Origin of the sequence: Anaeromassilibacillus sp. An250 (assembly GCF_002159845.1) — a bacterium.
Classification (GTDB): Bacteria; Bacillota; Clostridia; order Oscillospirales; family Acutalibacteraceae; genus Anaeromassilibacillus; species Anaeromassilibacillus stercoravium.
Genome location: NZ_NFJK01000030.1, coordinates 1 through 22,292, shown reverse-complemented (window position 1 = coordinate 22,292; position 22,292 = coordinate 1). Strand labels below are relative to the sequence as shown.

Below are 22,292 nucleotides of genomic sequence, written 5' to 3'. Positions count from 1 at the left end.
GTACAGGTGGGGACTACCCCGGCGGCGTGGAACGCCGGGGTATTTTCCCTCATCCGCCAGCTTTCCGAAACGGTGATCTTGCCGATTGCCGGGCTGGTGCTGACCTTTGTTGCCACCTATGACCTCATTCAGATGCTTTTGGAAAAAAACAATATGCACGAGTTTGACGTGGCGAATATCTACAAATGGATATTCAAAACCGCTTGTGCCATCTTCATTCTCTCAAATACCTTTAACATTGTGATGGCCGTCTTTGACGTGTCGCAGACGGTGATCGCCCAGGCGGGCGGTCTGATCCAGGGCTCCACGGACATCACGCCGGATATGATGGCGGAGCTGGAAACCACCCTGGAGGGGATGGATTTAGGGCCGCTTTTAGGCCTGTGGCTCCAGTCCTCTATCATTGGCGTTACCATGTGGGCGCTGGGCATCGTCATTTTTGTGTTGGTGTATGGCAGAATGTTGGAAATCTATTTGCTCACCAGTTTGGCCCCCATCCCTATGGCAACGATCTCCCATCGGGAGGTGGGACAGATCGGGCAGAACTATCTGCGCTCCCTGTTTGCCGTAGGCTTCCAGGGGATGCTTATTCTGGTGTGTGTTGCGATTTATGCGGTGCTGATCCAGGGAATTGCCACGGGAGGAGATCCCATTGGGGCGATTTGGGGCACCGTGGGCTATACGGTTTTGCTCTGCTTCATGCTGTTCAAAACTGGGACGATTGCGCGAAGTATCTTTAGCGCACATTGAGAAAGGGGTGTTATATGCCGAGAAGATATGGGCCCGACGGGTCGCGCCTGTGGAACGGGAAAGCGCCGGAGGACTTCAACCAGGCCGATGTTTACCGCTTTATGGCGGAAACAGAGTCCGTTTTGCAAAAGCGGGAATTGCTGGGCGGCAGGGATGACGCGAAGAAGATTGCCCAGCAGTTAGCCGAAGGGCGGGCGCAGGCCGCCCGTGAAAACGCCGCCCGGCCCGCCCCGGCAAAGGGCAAGGAGGCCAGGGATGACCGATAAGGGCACCTCTGGACAAAGTGTCCAGAAGTCCCCGGAGCTCCCGGAGGGCCTGTTCCTTATGGATGGCATTGAGGGCCTGCGCTCCCTGCCCCGTCATTCTGTGGATATGCTCTTGACCGATCCGCCTTACGGCACCACCCGGAACTTTTGGGATGTGCCCCTGCCACTCCCGGAGCTGTGGGAGGCGGTCAAGTGGGCAGTCAAGCCGGACGGCGCTGTACTGTTCTTTGCACAATGCCCCTATGACAAGGTGCTGGGGGCATCCAACCTGTCCATGCTCCGCTATGAGTGGGTATGGTACAAAAGCCGCTGCACAGGGTTTCTCAACGCCCGCCGCGCTCCGCTGAAAAAGACGGAGAATATTCTGGTGTTCTATCAAAAGCTCCCGCTTTACAATCCGCAGTTTGAGCAGGGCAAGCCCTACAAGAAAATTGCGGGCAATAACGGGAACAGCACCAACTACGGAAAATTTACCCGTTCCGGCAGCGGATCGGAGGACGGCCTGCGCTTTCCCGGAAACGTGCTGACCTTTCCAGCCGTCCAGCGCACCGTCCACCCCACGCAGAAGCCGGTGGCCCTGTGCGAGTATTTCATCAAAACCTACACCCGGCCCGGCGAGGTGGTTGCGGACATCTGCGCGGGCTCTGCCACAACAGCGGTTGCTGCCCTCAATACGGGCCGCCGCTTCATCTGTTTTGAAACCGTCCCCGCCTACTACGCCGCCGCCACAGAGCGCATCCGTCTGGCGCGGTCAGCATTGGAGGCCGGGGAGAAAGGAGTGTAACTATCGGACAGTATTCTGTGATCTATGCCGATCCCCCCTGGCGCTACACGCAAAAGGGCTTACAGGGTGCGGCGGAGAAACATTACCCCACAATGGGGATTGACGAGATATGCGCGCTCCCGGTGGCTGATCTGGCGGCCCCGGACAGCGTGCTTTTTTTGTGGGCTACGTTCCCGCAGCTCCCGGAGGCCCTGCGGCTGATCAAGGCATGGGGCTTTCAATATAAGTCTGTGGCTTTCGTCTGGCTGAAGAAAAACCGAAAGTCCGAGAGCTGGTTTTATGGCCTGGGCTTTTGGACGAGGGGCAACGCGGAGGTTTGCCTGCTGGCAACACGGGGACACCCGAAACGGCAGGCGGCAAACGTCCATCAATTCATTATTGCCCCGATCCAGGAACACAGCCGAAAGCCGGACGAGGCCCGTGATAAGATCGTGGCCCTCATGGGCGACGTGCCCAGAGTAGAGCTGTTCGCCCGGCAGTCCCCGCCCGGCTGGGATGTGTGGGGGAACGAGGTGGAAAGCACCGTCCCGGACTTCTGGACAAAGTGTCCAGAGGTGGGCGCGAAAGGAGGTTGATCCATGCCCTATGTGAATGTCCCCAATGACTTATCCAAAATCAAGACCAAACTGGCCTTTAACCTGACGAAACGCCAGCTTGTGTGTTTCGGGATCGCGGCGGCGGTGGGCATCCCGTCCTATCTGCTGGCCCGGAGCTCCATCGGCAACACGGCAGCCATGTTCCTGATGATGGCGGTGGCGCTCCCGGCGTTCCTGCTGGCGATGTACGAAAAAGACGGGCTCCCCTTTGAAAAGGTGGTGCGGAACGTCCTGCGGGCCCGTTTCCTGCGGCCTGGGGTGAGGCCCTACCAGACGGAAAATATCTATGCCCTGTTTACCCAGCGGGGCGCTGTGAGAAAGGAGGATGCGATTGCAAAAAGTAAAAAGCCCAAAGCGCGGCTCCGGAAAGGCCGCTAACCGGAAAGCTGCGCTGTCTGCCCAGCAGACGATCCCTTATCTGGTGATGCACCCGGACGGGGTGTGCCAGCTCCCCGGTGGGCTCTACACGAAAGCCGTGGAATATGAGGACATCAATTATTCCGTGGCTTCTACCGAGGATCAGACGGCGATTTTCGGTGGGTGGAGCTCGTTCCTCAATTATTTTGACAGCTCCCTGCCGTTCCAGCTCTCCTTTATCAACCGCCGTTCCCGTTCCCGGAGCAAGTACAAGGTCAATATCCCCCCGGCACAGGATGACTTTGACAGCATCCGGGCCGAGTTCACAAGTATGCTGAAAAATCAAATTGCCAAAAGCAACAACGGCATCGAGCGGTCTAAATACATCACGTTTGGGCTGCCCGCCGAGGGGATCGCGGAGGCGCGGCCCCGCCTGGAACGGGTGGAGGCCGATGTGACAGGCAATCTGAAACGGCTGGGCGTTCCCTCTGCTCCGATGGATGGGCAGGAACGGCTGGCGCTGCTTCACAGTCAGATGCACCCCGGCAGCCGGGAGCCGTTCCGCTTCTCCTGGCAGGACATTCCCCGGACGGGCATGGGGACAAAGGACTTTATCGCCCCGGACAGCTTCGACTTCCGGCAATCCCGGACGTTCCGGGTGGGCCAGTATTGGGGCGCTGCGTCCTACTTGCAGATTTTGGCGTCCGAGCTCTCTGACAAGCTCCTGGCGGAAATCTTGGAGCTGGATGCGGAAATGACCGTTACCATGCACATTCAGACGGTGGATCAGCTCAAAGCCATTAAGACCATCAAGGGCAAGCTCTCCGACATCGGCAAAATGAAAGTGGAGGAACAGCGCAAGGCGGTGCGGGCCGGGTACGATCCCGACATTCTGCCCCCTGACCTCATCACATTCAGTAAGGACGCGGCGGAGCTCCTGGCCGATCTCCAGTCCCGCAACGAGCGGATGTTTCTGCTCACGTTCACGGTCACCAATATCGCCCCCACCCGGCAGCGGTTGGAAAATGATGTGTTTACCGTGGGCGGCATCGCGCAGAAATACAACTGCGCCTTGAAGCGGCTGGACTGGCAGCAGGAGCAGGCGTTTGTGTCCTCGCTGGCCCTGGGCTATAACGAGGTGGAAATCCAGCGGGGCATGACAACCAGCTCCACGGCGATTTTCATTCCCTTTATGACCAGGGAGCTCCGCATGGCCGGGCCGTCCCTCTACTACGGCATGAACGCCCTTTCCCATAACGTCATCATGGCTGACCGCAAAAAACTGAAATCGGCCAACGGCCTGTATCTTGGCTCAACCGGATCGGGAAAATCCTTTGCCGCAAAGCGTGAGATCATCAACGTGTTTCTCACTATCCCAAAGGATCGCATTATCATTGTCGATCCGATGGGCGAATATGCCCCGCTGGTGCGGCGGCTGGGCGGCCAGGTGGTGGAGATCGCCCCCGGCTCTCCCAGCCATATCAACCCTATGGACATCCAGCTTGACCTGGACGATGACGAAAGCCCGCTTTCCATGAAAGCGGATTTTTTGTTGTCCCTGTGTGAGCTGGTGGTGGGCGGCAAGGACGGCTTGCAGCCCATCGAAAAGACCGTGATTGACCGCTGTGTGCGGCTGATCTACCGGGACATGGCCCTGGGGATCGGGGACGGCAAGCCGCCCTTGCTCCAGGACTTGTACGAGGAGCTTCTCAAACAGCCGGAGCCGGAGGCCCGCCGTGTGGCAACCGCCCTGGAGCTCTATTGCACCGGCTCCCTTAACCTGTTCAACCACCAGACCAACGTAAAGCTCACGTCCCATATTGTGTGCATCGTTCTCAAAGGGTTGGGAGAAAACCTCCGCAAGATCGCCATGCACGTTACCAATGACTTTGTAACTTCGGCGGTCAATGTGAATTTTCACAGCGGCGTTTCTACCTGGTGCTATTTTGACGAGTTCCATATCCTGCTCCGGGACGCGCTCACCGCCAGCTACTTTGTGGCCGTGTGGAAAATGCTCCGCAAAAAGGGCTGCGTCCCCTCGGCCCTGACGCAGAACGTCAAAGACCTTTTGGCCAGCCGGGAGATTGAGGCCATTCTGGACAACACGGATTTTATGATCCTGCTGTCCCAGGCCCAAAGTGACCGGGCAATTTTGGCAAAGCAGCTCGGCATTTCGGAGCACCAGCTCTCCTACATCACCCATAGCAATTCCGGCGAGGGCCTGCTGTTCTATGGGGATGTGACGATCCCCTTTGTGGATCGGTTCCCCCGTGGAGAAATCTATAACCTGCTGACTACCCGTCCGGAGGATTTGAAGAATGAAGCGAAAACCGAATAAGCCCAAACAGGAGCCCAGGGAGCGCCCCGGCTCCTGGGAGAGCGCCGCCGATCCTGGCGGGGCCGCTGGGGGCGGCTCCCCAGGCGGTGCCGGGGCTGCGGACAACCGCACTTCTGGACAAAGTGTCCAGAAGATGGGGTGCCCCGCAAAGTCAAAAGACTTTGTGGGGAGAGGAGGAGCAACGGAGCGGGCGGATTTTGGCGGCAGCGCCGCCGAAGGAGCCAAAGCGAAGTTTGCGACGACGAAGTTCCGTCAGAAAAGCAAACAGGAGCAGGCCGCCGCGTCCAAGCTCCGCATGGAGGAGCGCGGGGAAAAGCTGGAACGGGCAAAGGATAAGCTGGCAAAACAGAAGCCGCCCAAAAAGGCCGGCCCGGTGCGGCGGATAGGCCGGGCCGCTGGCGGGGCCGCCCACGGTTTTGTGCATGGCAAGATTTATGAGAATGAACAGGAAAACGTGGGGATCGAGGGGGCCCACCGCTCCGAGCTGGTGGGCGAGTCCGGCCTGCGGCATGGCAAGCGGTTTGTGCAAAAGAAAATCCGGCAGCATCCGGCAAAGGCTGTCCAGCGGGCCGAGTCCAAATATGTCAAGGCCACGGCGGACTATCATTTCCGCATGGCCGCCCAGGAGCACCCGGAAATGTCCGGCAACCCTGTTTCCCGGATGTGGCGCAAGCACCGCTTGAAAAAGCAGTATCAAAAGAGGGCGCGGGAGGCAGCAAAGACGGGAGCGGCAAGCGCGGCCAAAAAGACCGCCGCTGCCACAGAAAAGGCCGGAGCGAAGATCGCGGGCTTTGTGAAGCGGCATCCCGTGGGGGTGCTGCTGGCCCTGGCCTGTGTGCTCCTGCTCTTTATGATGCAGTCCTGTTCTTCTTCCCTGGTGACGCTTGGAAACGCCGGGGCGGGTGCGGTGGGTGCGACTACCTACCCGTCCCAGGACGAGGAAATGCTTGCGGCGGAGGCGGCCTATTCCGGCATGGAGGCGGAGCTCCAGGACTACCTGGACAACTACGAAAGTACCCACGACTATGACGAGTACCACTTTGACTTGGACAGCATTGAGCACGATCCCTATGTGCTGATCTCCATCCTGTCGGTGCTCCATGAGGGGGCGTGGACGGCGGATCAGGTACAGGGCACCCTGGAAACCCTCTTTGACCGCCAGTACATTCTCACTGAGGATGTGGCGGTGGAGGTGCGGTATCGGACGGAAAGCCGGACGGACAGCGAGGGCAATTCCTACACAGTGGAGGTGCCCTACAATTACTACATCTGCTATGTCACGCTGGAAAACAAAAACCTTTCCCATCTGCCCCTGGAAATTATGAGCGAGGAGCAGATGGCCCGTTACGCTCTCTATATGTCCACCCTAGGAAACAGGCCCGATCTGTTCCCGGAGTCGGCCTATGTGGAGAAATACATTACAAACCCGCCTGCTGACTATGACGTGCCGGAGGAATATCTGGACGATGAAACCTTTGCGGCCATTTTGGAAGAGGCGGAGAAATACCTGGGCTATCCCTATGTATGGGGCGGCAGCTCTCCGGCCACGTCCTTTGACTGCTCCGGCTTTGTGTCCTGGGTGATCAATCACTCCGGCTGGAATGTGGGCCGCCTGGGAGCCCAGGGGCTTTATAACATCTGCACCCCCACCAGCGCACCCCGCCCCGGCGATCTGGTGTTCTTTGTCGGCACCTATGACACGGCGGGCGTGTCCCATTGTGGCATCTATGTGGGGGACGGGATGATGATCCATTGTGGCGATCCCATCCAATATGCAAACCTGAATACAAGCTACTGGCAATCTCATTTCTACGCCTACAGGCGTTTACCCTGACAAGGAGGTTATCTATGGCGGCAAGCAAAAGCCAAAAAATCCAGGCCGAGATTGATAAGGTCAAGGCCAAAATCAGCGAACAGCAGGCCCGGCTGAAAGAGCTGGAGCAAAAGCACCGGGAGGCGGAAAACGAGGAGATCGTGGACATCGTGCGGGGCATGAGCGTTTCCCTGGAGGAGCTGCCCCTGGTGCTCCAGCGGCTCCGGGACAGCGGCACCTCTGGACAAAGTGTCCAGAAGTCCGAGGACGGCGGAAAGGAGGAAAATTGAAGATGAAATGCTTTCGGGTGATGGCGGCGGCGCTCTGCGCCGTCGTTCTTTTATGCGGCTTTAGTGTCCCGGCGTATGCCTACGCGGACGGCGGCGAGGGCGCGGACTACGGCGATCCCACCATGACGGAGGAAACTCCCGCCCCGGAGCCCACCATTGAGCCCGGCGAGGGCTTTTCCGAAGAGGGCAACCTTGTGACCCGCGATCTGCTCTATGACGAGCACACCAACAAGCAGTTTATTACCGTCCAGACCAGCGGCGGCAACACGTTCTATATCGTCATCGACTATGACAAGCCCGTGGACGAAGAGGGCGAACAGTACGAAACCTACTTTTTCAGCGTGGTGGATGAGGCTGATCTGCTTGCTGCGGCGGAGGCCGCTGGCGTGGAACAAGCGGTGTGCTCCTGCTCTGAAAAATGCGAGGCGGGGGCCGTCAATACGGATTGTGCCGTCTGCTCCGTCAATATGAGCAAGTGCGTGGGCGTTGAGCCGGAGCCGGAGCCCACGGCAACCGAGGAGCCCGCCCCGGAGGAGGCCGAGCCGGAAACGGGCGGCAACATGGGGATGCTCCTGGCGGTGCTGGCTGTGGCCCTGGTGGGCGGCGGTGCGGCGTTCTATTTCAAGGTACTGCGCCCCAAACAGCAGAAAGCCGCCGCGCCCCAGGAGGACTACGGCGACGAGCTCACGGACTATGACGAGCCGGACGGCTACGGGGACGAGGACGATGACGGCCCGCCCTGGGACGAGGAGGACGATGACGGAGAGGAGGCGGACAAATGAGGTTTACCAACAGCCCCTATGAAAAGATGATGCAGCAGAAGCCCCGCCCCCAGGCTCCGGCCCCGGCAAAGCCGCCCAGGGGCTCCCGGTGCTCCGGGTGTCCCTACTGGCGCGGGATCGGCTGCGTGTCCTGCTACCGGGAGCTTATGCGGGCCCCGGCTGGCGGGAGGTGACGGCTTGGCCCGTGAACTGACACGCGAGGAAAAACGGGCGATCCGCGCCCTGATGACAAAATGGTGTGCCAACTATGACCGGGAGTGCGGCTGCCTGCCCCTGGACTGTGAGTGCTATATGCTGGGGAAATGCTGGACGGGGGCGCTGTGCCGCTACTTTCGTGAGGCGGTGCTGCCCCTCGATCCGGCGCTGGAGGCCGCCCTCTTGACCGAGGGGCCCAGGCCGGATTTTAAGATTTGCCCTATCTGCGGCGGGCCCGTTGCTCCGGATCGGCGGCAGGCTTACTGCTCGGCGGCGTGTGCAAAGAAAGCCCACCGCCGACAACAGCGGGAGTATATGCGGAAAAAGCGGGGCTGGGGCGTTGACAATTAGGCCCCCGAAACCCCGCTGATTACAAAGCTTTCCGGGGCCTCTTTTGGGGTGGGCCGTATGTTTCTACGGCCTGCCCCTGTTTGGCCCGGATGCTGTCAACAGCAAGAGGAGGTGCTGATTATGGAAAAAACGCGAAAACAGGAGCTTATCAACCAGGAGGCCCTGCGGCTCTCCGGGGTATTCAATACGCCGATCCCCGTGCTGCCCCCGGAGCGTGACAAGGCGCTGGACAAGGTAAAGGAACCGCCCCGCACCAGCCGGAGCCTGGAGCGTGAGGAGCGGTGACAAAGAAACGCCGCCGCCCCATCCATCTTCATGTGATGGTGTCCGAGGAGGAGCTGGCGCTGATCCAGGAGCGTATGGCCGAGGCGGGCATCCGCAATATGGGGGCCTATATGCGGAAAATGGCTCTCAATGGCTATGTGCTCCATGTTGACCTGTCGCCTGTCCAGGAGCTGGTGTCGCTCCTGCGGCGGTGCTCCAACAACTTAAACCAGGTGGCGATCCAGGCGAATACCTACGGCGGCATTTACCCGGAGGAGATCAAGGCGTTGCAGCGGGACTATGAAAAGCTGTGGCGGCCCCTGTCCGATCTCCTGGAAAAGCTCTCCGCCATTGTGCGGCTCTGATATGCCGGGGAGCGGCCCCGTGCCGTTCCCCGGCTATCTCAACTTCTGGACACTTTGTCCAGAGGTGGGCGCAAAAAATAGGGACAAGACGGAGAACAGCTGCTCTCCGTTTTGTCCCTGCTTTCTTGCATCGCACATGAGATTATTTGTTGCCTACCATTTCTTTCACAATCGCCGCAATATGCTCCAGTGAGGCGGCGTCCAGCTTTTTCATATCCTCAACCAGATCGGCAAGCTGGACGGGATAGGCGTTGCCATCATCAAAAAATTGCTGTGGCGTGATACCGAAGTATTCACAGATATAGAACAGACCTTGTAAAGACGGCAGGGCTTTCTTGTTCTCAATCTGATTGATATAGCTGTTGTTCTGGCCCAGCGTCAGCGACATATCGCGGGCCGAAACATTCTTCTGCATCCGTAACTGTGCGATACGGTTTTGAGTAAATTCCTCGTACACGGGAACAACCCTCCCTTCTCGCATTATTGTATATCGTACAGCTCCTTGAAATGCGATATACCTTCCTGTGTATTCCTTGACACACGATATTAAATCCTTTATCTTTGGAATACGCACAGGCTTAAATATTGCAAAAAAGGAGAGGATTTTAATGTTTGAAAAGACTTGTTGTGTGACGGGCCATCGGAATATCCAGGAGGAGCGGAGCAGCTATGTGGAGCAGGAGCTCCGGCGGGAGGTGCTGGCGGCAATCCAGGACGGATATACCCGGTTTATTTCTGGCTTTGCGGAGGGGGCCGATCTTATGTTTGCGGCTATTGTGGCGGAACAAAAGGAACACAACCCCGATCTGTTTTTGGAGGCTGCCATCCCCTATGCGGGCCGCTTGAAAACAAAAAATAAGCAGTTCCATGAACTGCTGCGGGCCTGTGACGGGATCAAAATAGTATGCCAGGAATATGCCCCCTCTTGCTTTTTAGAGCGAAACCGCTACATGGCCGGGGAGTCCCAACGGGTGATTGCCGTCTATGATGGACGGGAGCGCGGCGGGACATTGTTCACCATGCGGTATGCTCACTCCATAGGACGGGAGGTGCGGGAAATCAGAGTATAAGCGGGCGTTCTGCCGGGCCGGAGTCATCCTTGTTGGCCCCCTCTTACGGAGTTATAATATACATATAGAGGCAAATATCAAACTTTTGTAGGAGGTATGAACCATGCGGACGATCTTAAAAATTATCGCGGCTCCCTTTATTCTGGCCCTGATCCTCGCCGTGGCGGTGCTCTCGTTCCTGTCCTGCGTGGCGGGCGCTGTGTGCGTTGTGGCGTGTGTGGGCCTGTCCCTGCTGGCGATCCTTTGCCTGCTGGCCGGGCAGACCACAGGCTGCATCGCCATGTTTGTGCTGGCGTTCCTGGTTTCTCCCTTTGGGCTCCCGGCCCTGGGCGGCTGGCTGGTGGAGCGCCTGTATGGTGTGAAGTATGCGGCGATGGATTTTATGGCAAGCTGATACTTCTGGACACTTTGTCCAGAAGTTCCGGGCGGCGGGTGGAACAGACCGCCGCCCGATTTTTCTGCTGGGAAAGGAGGTACGGCTATCGCTACAACCTACATCCGGCCTTACAAAGTAGCGGCTGGGAAAACGGCCATCCAGACGATGGAGGAGCGGTTTGCCTATGGGCTCAATCCGAAAAAGCTGGGGGCCGTGTCTGCCTATCTCTGTGATCCTGCATCCGCCCCCGCTGAGTTCCTGCTGCTGAAAAGCCAGTACCAGGCGGAAACGGGCCGGGCCGTGGAGCGCGGGGCCCTGTTCTTTCAGATCCGGCAGGCGTTCCCGCCCGGCGAGGTCACGCCGGAGGAGGCAAACAAAATCGGCTATGAAACGGCTATGCGCTGGACAAAGGGCAAGTATCAGTTCTTTGTCTGTACCCACATTGACAAAGGCCACATTCACAACCACATTTATTACAACTCAACCGCCCAGGACTGTTCCCGGAAATTCCATAACTTCATCGGCTCCAGCTTTGCGGTGCGGCGGCTCTCTGACCGGGTGTGCATTGAGCACGAGCTGTCTGTCATTCAAAATCCGAAGCAGCACAGCAAGGGCCGCTTTCTCCATTATGGACAATGGATTGGGGAAAAGCCGCCCTCGGCCCAGCAGCGGGTGCGGCTGGGGATCGTGGCGGCTCTGGAGCAAAAGCCCGCCGACTTCCCGGCGTTTCTGCTGCTCATGGAGGAGTCCGGCTTTCAAGTGAAGCATGGGCGGGGTGGCGCGATCTCGTTCCTGGCCCCTGGGCAGGATAAGTACACCCGTCTGCGGGCATCCACCCTGGGCCCCGGTTTCGATCCCGATGACATCCGGGCGGCGATTGCCGGGGAGCGGCCCATCCCGGAGTTTCCCCAGGACAGCCCGGCCCCGGCCCGGCGCGTCAATCTGATCATCGACATTCAAGAACGCATGGCCCAGGGCAAGGGCCCGGCCTATGAGCGGTGGGCCAAAGTCTATAACATAAAGCAGATGGCCGCCGCGCTCCTGTATCTCCGGGAGCATGGGCTTGCCGATTACGAGGCTCTTGCGGCAAGCACCGAGGCGGCGGTGGATCGGGCTCACAAGCTGGCCGGGGAGCTGCGGAACACGGAGGCCGCCCTTTCCAAAACCTCCGAGCTCATGGGCGCGGTGGTGCAGTACGCAAAGACGCGGCCTGTGTTTGACGGTTACAAGGCGGCCCGGTATAGCAGAAAATATCTGGCCCAGCACGAGGCGGAGCTGGCAGACTACCGGGCGGCAAAGACGGCCATGAGTGAGCTTTTGGGCGGGGCAAAGCTCCCCAAAATGGACACGCTGAAAAAGCAGCGCCGGGAGCTCTCCGAAAAGAAAAAAGCCCTTTACGCGGAATACCGCAAGGCCCAGGCGGATATGCGGCAGGCCGTGGCAGTCAAGGCAAATATCGATCACCTGCTCGGCCATGCGGACGAGCAAAAAAATAAGGCCCAGGAGCGTTAGCTCCGGGCCGCCGACAACAGGCGCTTGCGCCGGGACTTCTGGACAAAGTGTCCAGAAGTTCAGCGGGTTTGGGGAGCTCCCCAACAAGCATTTTCACGGGCCTGCGGCCTGTGAAAATTTCGGAGTGTGGCCACACCCGAATTGCTTGCCAAAACGCGCACCCCCGCAACATGGCATGAAAAAACGGAGGCGCGTGCTTCTCTTACGCATCCTCCGTTTCTTTAGCCGCTTTCATCGCCTGGATGGTGGCTTCTACAATTTTCAGTTCTTTTTCGTCCAGGAAGCCCAGCATGGCGTCAATCCGCTTTCTGCACTCGCTCCCTTTATTTTTGGACGGATAGAAGTATTGATCTACCGATATATCAAACATTGTCACCATCTGATAAAAGGTGTTGAGGCTGGGGTGCTGGCCGTCATTCTCGTTATACATGATGGTGCGCGGAGCCCGGTCAACAATATAGGCCAGTTGCTCCTGTGTCATCCCGCTGGCTTCCCTTGCCCGCTTGATGGCGAGCCCTATATCGTGAAAATCAAACCGTCGTTCATCTCTTTCAATCTTCATAATATCACCTAATGTAATTTTACATTTCAGGTGTTATTATTTGAACGACCACATATTTCATACCACCGACTAAATAATTTCATGTTCACAAAATGTTTTCATTTGCACTATCGGAGTAGTGTTGACAGCTTGAAACTATTGTGATAGTATTATAGCGTAAACTATTGCAATAGTTCAAAGAAAGGATTTGGTGATATGGCAATTAAGCTCTTTGATTCCGAGCTAAAAGTCATGGATGTACTATGGAAAGAAGGTGATAAGACCGCAAAACAAATTTCTGATATTCTCAAAGGGGAAATTGGCTGGAACATGAACACCACCTACACCGTGATTAAAAAGTGTATCGCGAAAGGTGCGATTGAGCGCAGGGAACCCAACTTTATGTGCCATGCGCTGATTGCAAAAGAGGTTGTGCAAGAGGCGGAGGCCGAGGAACTGATTGGCAAACTGTTTGACGGTTCCCCTGATAAACTGTTTGCCGCTTTGCTGGGCAGTCAAAAACTATCCAGGGCACAAATTGAAAATCTGCGCCGGATGGTGGCGAATTGGAATAGGGGGTAACGCATGAGCCTATTTCAAATGAGCGTGGCCGGAGGAGTATTGATCTTATTCATTGTGGTTATCCGCGCATTGGCGATCCATCGTTTGCCTAAAACAACCTTTTTAGCGTTGTGGATGATCGCAGCTCTGCGCTTGCTCCTGCCACTCTCTATCCCAATGCCTTTCAAGATCCATATCGACCTTGATGTTTTTTCAGATGTGGTTCAAAAATTGCCCTCTGGAAATATCGGATTCCCCATACCAGGGGAGAGCCGACACGCTTATGATACTGGTGCAGTTGTCTCAAGTCCTGCAGCAGAGCGTATTTCCATCTTTGTGATACTCTGGCTGGTTGGCGTACTGCTATTGGCGCTCTATTTTTCCATCTCCTATCTGCGGAGTATGCGGAAGTTCAGAATGTCTGTCCCTGACAATACGCCGTATATCCGAGAGTGGTTGAACGCACACCAGATTGTCCGCCCCATTGAGGTGCGAAGCTCTGATTTGATTTCTTCTCCGCTGACCTATGGCATCCTGCATCCGGTGATCCTCTTGCCAAAAAAACTTGATCGGAATGACCAGGCTGCATTGCAGTATGTGCTGACCCATGAATATGTCCACATTCGTCGTTTTGACGCAATCACAAAAATTCTCTTTGCTGCTGTGCTCTGCATCCATTGGTTTAATCCGCTGGTTTGGGGGATGTATGTCCTTGCCAACCGGGACACGGAATTGTCTTGTGATGCCTGGGTTATTCGTATGACGGGTGTAAAAAATCGTTCCTCCTATGCGCTGATGTTAATTAAAATGGAGGAACGGAGAAACGGTATGTCCGCTTTATGGAACCATTTTGGCAAAAATGCAATTTCAGAAAGGATTGAAGCAATTATGAAATTCAAAAAGACATCTATTTGGGCCTGTATTTTGGCACTTGCCTTGATTGCTGGTGCAACTACGGCATTTGCTGCCGCAAGGACTGATGACAATATGGAACTAATGGGACTTGGATTTTCTACCGCAGAGGTAGGGGATATGGAAGCTGTGGAAATTGGAAATACCACTCTGGTACAGCGTGTGGGGGAAGAAGGTAATCAGGCAGATAACAGGGTAACAAACATCGAGGATATGGCGCACATGGATGTCAATGGTACCACGCAAAATGCACAATCAATGGATATTACCCTGGTTTCTGTTAGCCATGATGATGAGTCCAAGTTTACGCCCGAAGAATGGGCTGAAATTTTGAAACAAATTGAGCAGGGAACGGTGCATTGGGAGGACTAATTGCTTTTCGCATTTGTATATACGAACAATGCAATTTCAGAAAGGAATGAAGCAATTATGAAATTCAAAAAGATATCTATTGGGGCCTGTATTTTGGCACTTGTCTTGATTGCTGGTGCAACTACGGCGTTTGCCGCTACTGCAACTAATGATAATGGCTCACATATTAGCCGGAGTGACGCAGTTCTGATTGACGTAGACGGTAACTTTCAGAAGGTGGATGTGACTGGTGAGGTTGATTCAAGCGACGTACACTTCATTTCTGATTGTAACCTGCAAATGGTGGATGTTACTAATGAGACTAATTCAAGTGATGTATGGTTCATTTCTAATTATAATGGTTTAACTTTAGTTGAAGTTCAGAATGATAATTCAAAAAACATTCTCGATGACACAGGAGATAGTTTTATATCACTTGCGAAAGATGCGCCAGTAACGCTTGGTGTCGGAAGTTGGAAACAAGGCGATACATTTGTGCTTGAGTGCAAAAATGAAGGAAGTAACGCAATTAAAATCAACATTCGTAACACAAGTTCGGGAGAAAACTGGCCTTATACTCTGGAAACAGGGACTGGGAGCATTACCTTTACCGCTCCTTACGATGGTGAGTTTGAGATCACCGTGGAAAATCTTTCTGACACAGATGCCAATCTGTCAATCTCGTACACGCTTACCCGGTAACAAACATTACCAAGGTTTAAACATAAGGGGCTACCGCGGAAAACGGGATAATAAAAACCGCTGTTTGGCGGCTGGGGATCCATCCCCCCTGACATAATACAGTAGCCTGACGGCGGTTTTGAGAAATCAAGGCCGCCGTTTTCTTTTTGAAAAATGAGAATACGGGGGGTGTATTAAAGTCGCCCTTTTTTAAGGATACGGCGGTGTCCAGGAGGTATCGCTGTGTCCTTTTCCCTTTTCTCCCCCCCTAACCTGTCAAAAAAAGCCCACCCGTCCAGCAGGATCAGTCCGGCGGTAAATGTGAAATTTGGCAGTACATAAATGAATTTGTTATTTCGTGCGCTTGCGTGGCTTTGTGTCGCGCAGGCGCATTTTGTTTGTCCGACTTCTGGACACTTTGTCCAGAGGTGCGAGGCGGCTCCCCTGGGTGCCGCTCTCCGCCAGCTTTCCATTTTGTTTCTGCTCAACCCATCAACCGAAACAAAATGGAGGACAAGCTATGACAACGATCAATCTGAAAGATTTTTATTATTGGTACTTAACGGACGAGCTGGTGGAGGTGCCTGACGAGGTAGCGGAGGAACTCATGGCCAGCAAGCGGCGCGAGGCCGCCCATGCGGAACGGGTACGCTACAACAAGGCTTATTATTCCCTGGATTGTGACGATGGGATCGAATACTCCGCCTGCCTGCACGAGCCCAGCCCTCAGGAGCTCATGGATCGCAAGGAGCTGTTCTTTCGTCTGTGGAACGCGCTCAACTCCCTGCCGGAGATCCAGGGCCGCCGCGTGGACGCTCATTTGATCCTGAAAAAGAGCTACCGTCAGATCGCCCGCGAGGAGGGCGTGGACAAGAGCGCCGTCCGCTGCTCCGTGAAATGCGGGATTGACCGCATGAAAAAATATTTGCAGGAAAATTTCTAAGTTACCATCTCCATTCACCCCTCTTTTTCTGGTGGTATGTGAGAGGAGGTTTTCTCTCCGCAAAGGAGGTGCGGGGGCCACAGGCCGCCGCCCCCCCTTTGTGGGGGAGCGCCGCCGCCGAGTATGGCTGTCTTATGACGGGGCAAGAAAATGAGCGCGGCCCTTCCCGCCATTTATGAAAGTGAGGGATAACAGAATGGACTATGATTCTGTCTTGGCTGCTATGCTGTCCCAGCCGTGGAGCAATAACGCCTGCCGTGGCTATGTCATCTACGCGATGGAGAACTGCGGTTTTTCTCCCAACGACATCCGGCGCGTGGTGACGGAGCTCTATGAGGTTTTCGACTTCTGCAGTTTGGAAGAGGCCCAGCAGCACTTTGAGGAAAGCCCTTACTGACTTCTGGACAAAGTGTCCAGAGGTACATATCCAGCCAAAGGCCAGCACTTTCGTGGTGCTGGCCTTTGTTATGCTTCAAAACATTCTTTGATTGTATGGGAGGGATTTTATGCAGGCGCAAGTCAAATATGAAAGTGAAATCAAAACGGCTGTTCTCGGAGATCGGACAATCACCGTCAAAAATCTCACCCCCGTTTTTTCCCCGCAGGAGCTGGAAAAGCACAACCGCGAGATCGAGCGGCGGCTGTTTGAAGTGTTCCGCAAGTATGCCGGGCAGCGGGGGTAGGCAGGCCGGAGTCATCCTTGTTGTAAGGGGGCGGCAGAGGTATAATATACTTGTAGGTTGGCTCCCAACGAACAGAAAGGGAGCTAATTATGGATAATAGAATTGATGCAATTTACGGGCGGCAGTCGATTGACAAAAAGGACAGTATCAGCATTGAAAGTCAATTTGAATTTTGCCGATATGAGTTAAAAGGCGGTGAGGGTAAGGAATACAAAGACAAAGGGTATTCCGGCAAGAACATTGAGCGTCCCGACTTTCAGCGGCTCTTGCAGGACATCCGGCTGGGCCTGATTAAGCGGGTGATTGTCTACAAGCTGGATCGGATCAGCCGCTCCATTGTAGACTTTGCAAAGCTCATGGAGCTGTTCAAGCAATACGATGTGGAGTTTGTTTCCTGTACGGAAAAATTTGATACCTCCACCCCAATGGGCCGGGCGATGCTCAATATCTGCATTGTCTTTGCCCAGCTTGAACGCGAGAGCATCCAGATGCGTGTGCAGGACGCTTTCTATTCCCGGTGTGCCAAAGGCTACTATATGCGGGGCCGGACGCCATACGGCTTTGATACCGAGCCCATCGTCATGGACGGGATCAAGACAAAGAAGCTGGTGGAAAATGCGGAAATGGATTTTGCCGAGCTCATGTTTCAAATGTATGCGGAGCCGGGCAATTCCTACGGCGATATAACCCGGTACTTTGTCAAACATTCCATCAAGGTCTATGACAAGGCGCTGCAACGGGCCTTTATCTCTAAACTGCTGAGAAACCCCGTTTATGTCCAGGCTGATATGGACATCTACGAATACTTCAAGGCCCAGGGCGTAAAAATCGAAAGTCCCCCGGAAATGTTCACAGGGGACAATAGCTGTTATCTCTATCAAGGGCGCGAGGGCGAAGAGCCAATTCTTGTGATTGCCCCGCACCAGGGCCGCATTTCTTCCCAGCTCTGGCTGACTGTTCAGCGCAAGCTGTCACAGAACACCTCTTTCCAGAATGGCCGCAAATGCCATAATACATGGCTGGCCGGGAAAATCAAGTGCGGGCGCTGCGGCTATGCGCTGGCTGCTCTGAGAGCCCAAAATGGCGTTACCTACCTGCGGTGCAAACAGCGGGCGGAAAACGGGAGCTGTGAGGGGGCTGGTACGCTGACAGCGCAAAACATGGAGGCGTTTGTGTACGGCGAGATGGTTAAGAAGATGCGGAAATTCCACACGCTGAAAGGCGGAAAGGAACAAAGCTACAATCCGAAGCTGACCGCCGCCCGTGTTGCCCTTGCAAAGACGGAGAGCGAGATCGAGAAACTTCTGGACACTTTGTCCGGGGCAAACCCGCTGCTCCTGCAATACGCAAATACCCGCATTGAGGAACTGGACGCGGAACGTCAAAAGCAGCTAAAGCTGGTGGCCGATCTCACCGCTAATTCCGTTTCCGCTTCACAGATTGACAGCATTACGGGCTATCTGGATGATTGGGAGTCCGTTAGCTTTGACGATAAGCGCAAGGTGGTTGATATTCTCATATCACAAATTGACGCTACCAGTGAGGAAGTTACAATCCACTGGAAAATCTAAAATCTTTTCACTTGGCATTATGCCTTTGTAAAAAATAGTTAAAAATACAAAAAATTAAGGCCTGAACGCAGGGTGCGCTCAGGCCCGGAGTTTGGGGCGTCCTGTTTTAATGATGGGCAGACAGGGGGCTGTCAGAGAGCGCCCATCCTTCTACCACGCGGACGCCGATGGGGTCTGGATTGTCTTTAAAATGGACAAACTCCATGGTGTTCTGTAGGATTTCTTCTCCGGAGTCCAAATTCTTGACTTTGACCGTATAGCGGATAGCCGCCCAGTCATCGCGGATAATCATATTATCGAAGGCCCCAAGCTCCATGGTGTAGTGCTGGAAAAGTTGCCCCATCATGTCCTTGTATTGCTGCAGGGGCATGCGGTGGCCATATACATTGTAATGGGCGTCCGGCTCGTACAGGGTGTCGCACCATTGCAGCCACCCGCCATAGCCGCCATTCCAGGTTTTAAAGCCGTTTTCAAGACGGTCACGGATTGCATCTTCCATATTTCTGGATGGAGTGGATTGCTTCTTCACTTTTGGAGAGTGTTCCCTGGCTTCCTGTTCCTGGGCAAGGCGCTTTTTGGCATCTTCCACGGACTCTCCGTCTTTTGTAAGGAACTCATCGACAAATTTATCCGTGATCTTATTGAATCCGTTTACGACTCCCTCTTCCATCTTCATAAAACCGCCCACAACGCCGTTTTCAATTTTTTTGTATCCGCCGACTACGCCTTCGGCAATTTTTTCGTTAGCCTGAACCAGCTTGGATTTTGCCATAATGAATGCCTCCTTAATAGAATTATTTGTTATGTTTGCGAACAAAATACTTCCCTGCGATTGCTAGCCCTGCCAATGCTGTGACGCCAGCTGTGATCGAAAAAATCCATCTTGTCATAAGACTTCCTCCTTATTTCAAGCCCTTGACCACGGGAATGAGGCAGAGCAGTGCTACGATGCCGATTATACCAACGATGATACCGGGAATCATCATGCTCCAAACCATGGTCATGCACATGCCCACGCCAAGGACAATGGCCCCGAACACACCCAACAGGGTGGTGCCAATAGCCTTCCCATTGAAAACAATGGCGGGTTTGCCATCCATCTTCCGACGGACAAGAATCATGACCAGCAGGATTACAGCGCCGATGATGCCGATGACAACGCCCGGTACCATTGCGCCCCATTCGGGTAATAGCGCCATACACATTCCCAGAGCAAATAGGATACCGCCTACCGTACTCATGATCAGGGTAATAAAATCTTTTTTCTTCATTTCAAACAGCCTCCACGAATCTTTATTTTGTGCTCCCGCACTTGATGTCTTTATAATAAAAGCACTATGTTTGGGAATTGATTACGAATTGTTTTTGAGTTATTAAAAACTTTTTCTTCTAAAAGAAAAGGAGGCTTTTTCATAAAAAATGCGCCATATGATGGGCCGCGGGACCAAACTAAAGTAGCGATTGGTTTGCCCCAGGGTAACTGTGGCCCAGCACGGCAAGCGGAAGCAGCTGGCGCCGTAAGAATTAAAGAAAGCGGTGGAGGTCTACAGAAACGGCACGGTCCCAAAAAGAGATGGCTGGATCAACGGCCTCTGCCATTTTCCACCTGTTTACACGGGATTGGGTTCATATAAACAACGGGGCTTCAAACTGAAGCCCCGTTGTTCGTTCGGTGCACGCCCGAAGGTTATATGCAGTTCTCATAAATCTTTGATTGCCTCTTAAAGGATAAGATATTTTTCGACTGGTCAAACGCCACGAATGCCGGGGACTATTTCGGCAATTTTAGGATCTGCCCCGGATAGATCGTGGCGCTTGTCAGACCGTTCAGTTCCATAATTTCGGGATACCGGCTTCCAGAACCGAGCTGTGCCCGTGCGATCTTCCACAATGAGTCCCCTCGCTTTACCGTATAATTTACATAGGAGTCCCCTGGTTGGCTTCCTTCGGAACTTCCTGGGATTTGCAATTGCATCCCTTGAAAGATGGTGGTAGAGGTCAGACCGTTCAGTTCCATGATTTCCGGATACCGGCTCCCGTCCCCCAGATACCGTTCCGCAAGTTTCCAGAGCGAATCGCCAGCTTTTACTTCATAGAGAAACGTTTCCGAGGAGGGAACGGATGGGGTGGAAGAATCTGGAATTTGTTCTGGTGTAGGTTCTTGTTTTTCAAATGTGACATAGGACGAAGAGATATAACCAACTTGATCGTCAGAAAGCTGCACTTGATAAGCCCCATTGCCGGCCTCTTTCAGAACGGTAACCGCAGTACCACCGGAGAGCGTTGCGACGATTTTTCCCTTCAAGTTTTCATTTTTATAAATTGGCACGTTGATTTGATCTGCTTTGATCCAAGCATTTGAGTACGTCTCTTCCGAAGGAGAATCTGTAGAATCGCCAGTTGGCGGCGCAGGTAGCTCCACTATTGGAGGATCGGCCCCCAGCTCTTCGTCTGCCACATCTCCGTTTACCCAGTCTTCATAATGATCCCAAATGGAGATGTCTTCCTGTCCCAACGACCAAGCCCCGGCGCCCTTGAGGTTATATTTTTCAATCAGGTTTAACTTTTCCTGATAGGATTGGTCGGTTTCAAACCAAGCGACGTACCGGCCGGGCTGTAGCACAAAATCCCCGCCAACGGTATATTGGCCGCTGGATTCCGTAATGGTGAATTCTACTTTAGCTGATTGGCTGGCCTCATCGTAGGTTACGGTTGCATCGCAATTTTGAATGATCTCCTGGATGGTTTTTGTGCTGGCTCCTTTGCCGACAATCCGGTTGTCATCCAAACTCCAAACGCGGCCATAAAAGGGGACGCCCACAACAATTTTGTCTGGGGCCGTTTTACTGAGCGCATATTTGATAGAATTTTCCACAAAGTTAATGCTTGCAACGGGTCCTGCCTCACTGCCTTCATAGTGTTCGTCATAAGCCATAATCAAAAGATGGTCAGCATATTCAGCAAGTGCAGAATAATCGTAGGACCCATGCCAACCAACCTGCCAGTTGTTAGGATTGGCTGCAACTGCGACGGAAATCTCCTTATGGGCAGGGACTTTTTCCCGCAAAAGCCGGACAAATTCCGTGTATTGATCCCGTTGTTCGTGGGTGACATTTTCAATATCCACATTTACGCCATCTAGATTGTACTCTTCGATGTAATCCGCGATTTGCGTGGAAAGCGATTCTACGTTCTGTAGGGCGTTGATTCCTGCGGTACGGTTCCAGTGGTTGCTCAGAAATGGCACTACCTTGATCCCGCGATCGTGCATACTTTTAATGAAATAGGAACTCAAATAATTTAACTTTAAGCTTCCGTCCTCACGAATATTGAAGTAACTTGGAGAAACCGTGTCCAGTGCATTGTTAGTTTGATTAACATATTCAATCTGCTGGATGTCATTTCCTCGGTATAGATACCCCATGATATACCGGTCCGTTGTTGCAAGGGCCGATAAAAAAGAGGAAAAAGCTACTGTAGCTACCAGTACGCCGGAAACCAACACCTTTACACTTTTGATTTTTACCTTTTTGGCCTGTGATAAGATGGATTTTGTAATGGTTTTGGAATGGGATTTAATGCTCTTCTGTACATCCAATTCTTCTGCGAATTCGACATCGATTCCATTGTATTCAAGAATCAGGTCATATGTCTCATCACTATTGGGGACGAGCTTGATACTTGGTGTCAACACAGCATTCACCTTGCCTTCCTGCTGGAAAATCGTTTCTACTAGTATGGATACATTCCTCAGAAATATCCAGGAAGCGCCACAGCATCGGCTGGAATTTTAGAGTTTTTACGTGGATCGGAGGCGGGCGTTGTTCCTATTTGAAGTACCTAAGAAAAAACCGGGGCTTCCAATTTTGAACTGCACCCCATTTGTTAGACAGTATGATATACTGAATAACAAGTGGGGTGCATTATTATGCCGAAAGGA

General features: G+C 53.8%; 28 protein-coding genes. 23 read left to right on the top strand and 5 right to left on the bottom strand.

What is annotated here, in order from left to right:
* The 13 genes from B5F54_RS16400 to B5F54_RS16350 all read left to right on the top strand — a co-directional run.
* Positions 1-750: VirB6/TrbL-like conjugal transfer protein, CD1112 family (locus B5F54_RS16400; RefSeq protein WP_242969731.1), on the top strand; the 750-nt coding region annotated here is incomplete at its 5' end.
* A 14-nt stretch (positions 751-764) separates the two neighbouring features.
* On the top strand, positions 765-1,016 hold the full coding sequence (locus B5F54_RS16395) for a hypothetical protein (protein ID WP_087235237.1): 252 nt from the start codon (positions 765-767) through the stop codon (positions 1,014-1,016).
* The gene (locus B5F54_RS16390) at positions 1,006-1,800 is read left to right on the top strand and encodes a DNA-methyltransferase (protein ID WP_087235236.1); all 795 of its coding nucleotides are present in this window, start codon (positions 1,006-1,008) and stop codon (positions 1,798-1,800) included. The genes B5F54_RS16395 and B5F54_RS16390 overlap by 11 nt, the downstream gene beginning before the upstream one ends.
* A gap of 17 nt (positions 1,801-1,817) precedes the next feature.
* A complete protein-coding gene (locus tag B5F54_RS16385; RefSeq protein WP_207651980.1) occupies positions 1,818-2,375 on the top strand; it encodes an MT-A70 family methyltransferase in 558 nt (185 codons plus the stop codon).
* 3 nt (positions 2,376-2,378) lie between these two features.
* Positions 2,379-2,774, top strand: coding sequence for a PrgI family protein (locus B5F54_RS16380; RefSeq protein WP_087235234.1), 396 nt, complete (start codon positions 2,379-2,381; stop codon positions 2,772-2,774).
* Complete coding sequence (locus tag B5F54_RS16375) at positions 2,722-5,091, top strand: VirB4-like conjugal transfer ATPase, CD1110 family (protein WP_442856138.1); 2,370 nt, start codon at positions 2,722-2,724, stop codon at positions 5,089-5,091. The genes B5F54_RS16380 and B5F54_RS16375 overlap by 53 nt, the downstream gene beginning before the upstream one ends.
* Entirely contained in the window at positions 5,072-6,925 is a 1,854-nt protein-coding gene (locus B5F54_RS16370) for a C40 family peptidase (RefSeq protein ID WP_087235233.1), read from the top strand. Before B5F54_RS16375 ends, B5F54_RS16370 begins: the two co-directional genes overlap by 20 nt.
* Positions 6,926-6,939: 14 nt before the next feature.
* Complete coding sequence (locus B5F54_RS16365; RefSeq protein ID WP_006575043.1) at positions 6,940-7,194, top strand: DUF4315 family protein; 255 nt, start codon at positions 6,940-6,942, stop codon at positions 7,192-7,194.
* 2 nt (positions 7,195-7,196) lie between these two features.
* Entirely contained in the window at positions 7,197-7,976 is a 780-nt protein-coding gene (locus B5F54_RS16360; RefSeq protein ID WP_087235232.1) for a DUF4366 domain-containing protein, read from the top strand.
* Positions 7,973-8,149: a hypothetical protein gene (locus B5F54_RS17805; RefSeq protein WP_007491259.1), complete on the top strand. Its 177-nt coding sequence runs from the start codon at positions 7,973-7,975 to the stop codon at positions 8,147-8,149. The genes B5F54_RS16360 and B5F54_RS17805 overlap by 4 nt, the downstream gene beginning before the upstream one ends.
* A 4-nt stretch (positions 8,150-8,153) precedes the next feature.
* A complete protein-coding gene (locus B5F54_RS16355) occupies positions 8,154-8,522 on the top strand; it encodes a cysteine-rich VLP domain-containing protein (protein WP_072852351.1) in 369 nt (122 codons plus the stop codon).
* A 120-nt stretch (positions 8,523-8,642) separates the two neighbouring features.
* Positions 8,643-8,807 carry a hypothetical protein gene (locus tag B5F54_RS17800; protein WP_172749778.1) on the top strand — a complete coding sequence of 55 codons (165 nt, stop codon included), beginning with the start codon at positions 8,643-8,645 and terminating at the stop codon, positions 8,805-8,807.
* A complete protein-coding gene (locus tag B5F54_RS16350; RefSeq protein ID WP_072852353.1) occupies positions 8,804-9,151 on the top strand; it encodes a plasmid mobilization protein in 348 nt (115 codons plus the stop codon). Before B5F54_RS17800 ends, B5F54_RS16350 begins: the two co-directional genes overlap by 4 nt.
* Positions 9,152-9,293: 142 nt before the next feature.
* On the opposite strand, the gene B5F54_RS16345 is transcribed toward B5F54_RS16350, so the two are convergent.
* Entirely contained in the window at positions 9,294-9,608 is a 315-nt protein-coding gene (locus B5F54_RS16345; protein WP_044992368.1) for a helix-turn-helix domain-containing protein, read from the bottom strand.
* A 151-nt stretch (positions 9,609-9,759) separates the two neighbouring features.
* Between B5F54_RS16345 and B5F54_RS16340 the strand changes: the two genes are divergently transcribed.
* The 3 genes from B5F54_RS16340 (at position 9,760) to B5F54_RS16330 (ending at position 12,109) form a co-directional block, all read left to right on the top strand.
* Positions 9,760-10,221, top strand: a complete 462-nt coding sequence (locus B5F54_RS16340; protein WP_072852355.1) for an SLOG family protein — start codon at positions 9,760-9,762, stop codon at positions 10,219-10,221.
* Positions 10,222-10,324: 103 nt separating this feature from the next.
* Positions 10,325-10,615: a CD1845 family protein gene (locus B5F54_RS16335; protein ID WP_058966430.1), complete on the top strand. Its 291-nt coding sequence runs from the start codon at positions 10,325-10,327 to the stop codon at positions 10,613-10,615.
* 147 nt (positions 10,616-10,762) lie between these two features.
* On the top strand, positions 10,763-12,109 hold the full coding sequence (locus B5F54_RS16330) for a relaxase/mobilization nuclease domain-containing protein (protein WP_072852357.1): 1,347 nt from the start codon (positions 10,763-10,765) through the stop codon (positions 12,107-12,109).
* A gap of 202 nt (positions 12,110-12,311) precedes the next feature.
* Here B5F54_RS16330 and B5F54_RS16325 read toward each other — a convergent pair whose 3' ends face one another.
* Positions 12,312-12,671: a helix-turn-helix transcriptional regulator gene (locus tag B5F54_RS16325; protein WP_072852359.1), complete on the bottom strand. Its 360-nt coding sequence runs from the start codon at positions 12,669-12,671 to the stop codon at positions 12,312-12,314.
* 195 nt (positions 12,672-12,866) lie between these two features.
* On the opposite strand from B5F54_RS16325, the gene B5F54_RS16320 reads away from it, so the two are divergent.
* From B5F54_RS16320 to B5F54_RS16295, 7 genes are all read left to right on the top strand, one after another.
* The gene (locus B5F54_RS16320; protein ID WP_072852361.1) at positions 12,867-13,232 is read left to right on the top strand and encodes a BlaI/MecI/CopY family transcriptional regulator; all 366 of its coding nucleotides are present in this window, start codon (positions 12,867-12,869) and stop codon (positions 13,230-13,232) included.
* A gap of 3 nt (positions 13,233-13,235) precedes the next feature.
* Positions 13,236-14,495, top strand: coding sequence for a M56 family metallopeptidase (locus B5F54_RS16315; RefSeq protein WP_072852363.1), 1,260 nt, complete (start codon positions 13,236-13,238; stop codon positions 14,493-14,495).
* A gap of 57 nt (positions 14,496-14,552) precedes the next feature.
* Positions 14,553-15,176, top strand: coding sequence for a hypothetical protein (locus B5F54_RS16310; protein WP_172749776.1), 624 nt, complete (start codon positions 14,553-14,555; stop codon positions 15,174-15,176).
* A gap of 499 nt (positions 15,177-15,675) precedes the next feature.
* Positions 15,676-16,098, top strand: a complete 423-nt coding sequence (locus tag B5F54_RS16305; RefSeq protein ID WP_072852367.1) for an RNA polymerase subunit sigma-24 — start codon at positions 15,676-15,678, stop codon at positions 16,096-16,098.
* Positions 16,099-16,294: 196 nt separating this feature from the next.
* Positions 16,295-16,495 (top strand): hypothetical protein, encoded by a 201-nt coding sequence (locus tag B5F54_RS16300; protein ID WP_072852369.1) that lies wholly within the window; start codon positions 16,295-16,297, stop codon positions 16,493-16,495.
* A 109-nt stretch (positions 16,496-16,604) separates the two neighbouring features.
* Positions 16,605-16,781 (top strand): hypothetical protein, encoded by a 177-nt coding sequence (locus B5F54_RS17795; protein WP_172749777.1) that lies wholly within the window; start codon positions 16,605-16,607, stop codon positions 16,779-16,781.
* Positions 16,782-16,870: 89 nt separating this feature from the next.
* The gene (locus tag B5F54_RS16295) at positions 16,871-18,352 is read left to right on the top strand and encodes a recombinase family protein (protein ID WP_072853906.1); all 1,482 of its coding nucleotides are present in this window, start codon (positions 16,871-16,873) and stop codon (positions 18,350-18,352) included.
* 106 nt (positions 18,353-18,458) lie between these two features.
* Here the strand turns inward: B5F54_RS16295 and B5F54_RS18330 are convergent, their stop codons facing one another.
* The 3 genes from B5F54_RS18330 to B5F54_RS16280 all read right to left on the bottom strand — a co-directional run bounded on the left by B5F54_RS18330 (position 18,459) and on the right by B5F54_RS16280 (position 22,046).
* The gene (locus B5F54_RS18330) at positions 18,459-19,124 is read right to left on the bottom strand and encodes a hypothetical protein (RefSeq protein WP_330396787.1); all 666 of its coding nucleotides are present in this window, start codon (positions 19,122-19,124) and stop codon (positions 18,459-18,461) included.
* A 130-nt stretch (positions 19,125-19,254) separates the two neighbouring features.
* Entirely contained in the window at positions 19,255-19,623 is a 369-nt protein-coding gene (locus B5F54_RS16285; RefSeq protein WP_087235231.1) for a hypothetical protein, read from the bottom strand.
* A 500-nt stretch (positions 19,624-20,123) separates the two neighbouring features.
* Positions 20,124-22,046 (bottom strand): glycosyl hydrolase family 18 protein, encoded by a 1,923-nt coding sequence (locus B5F54_RS16280; protein ID WP_140400407.1) that lies wholly within the window; start codon positions 22,044-22,046, stop codon positions 20,124-20,126.
* Between the last annotated feature and the right edge of the window lie 246 nt (positions 22,047-22,292).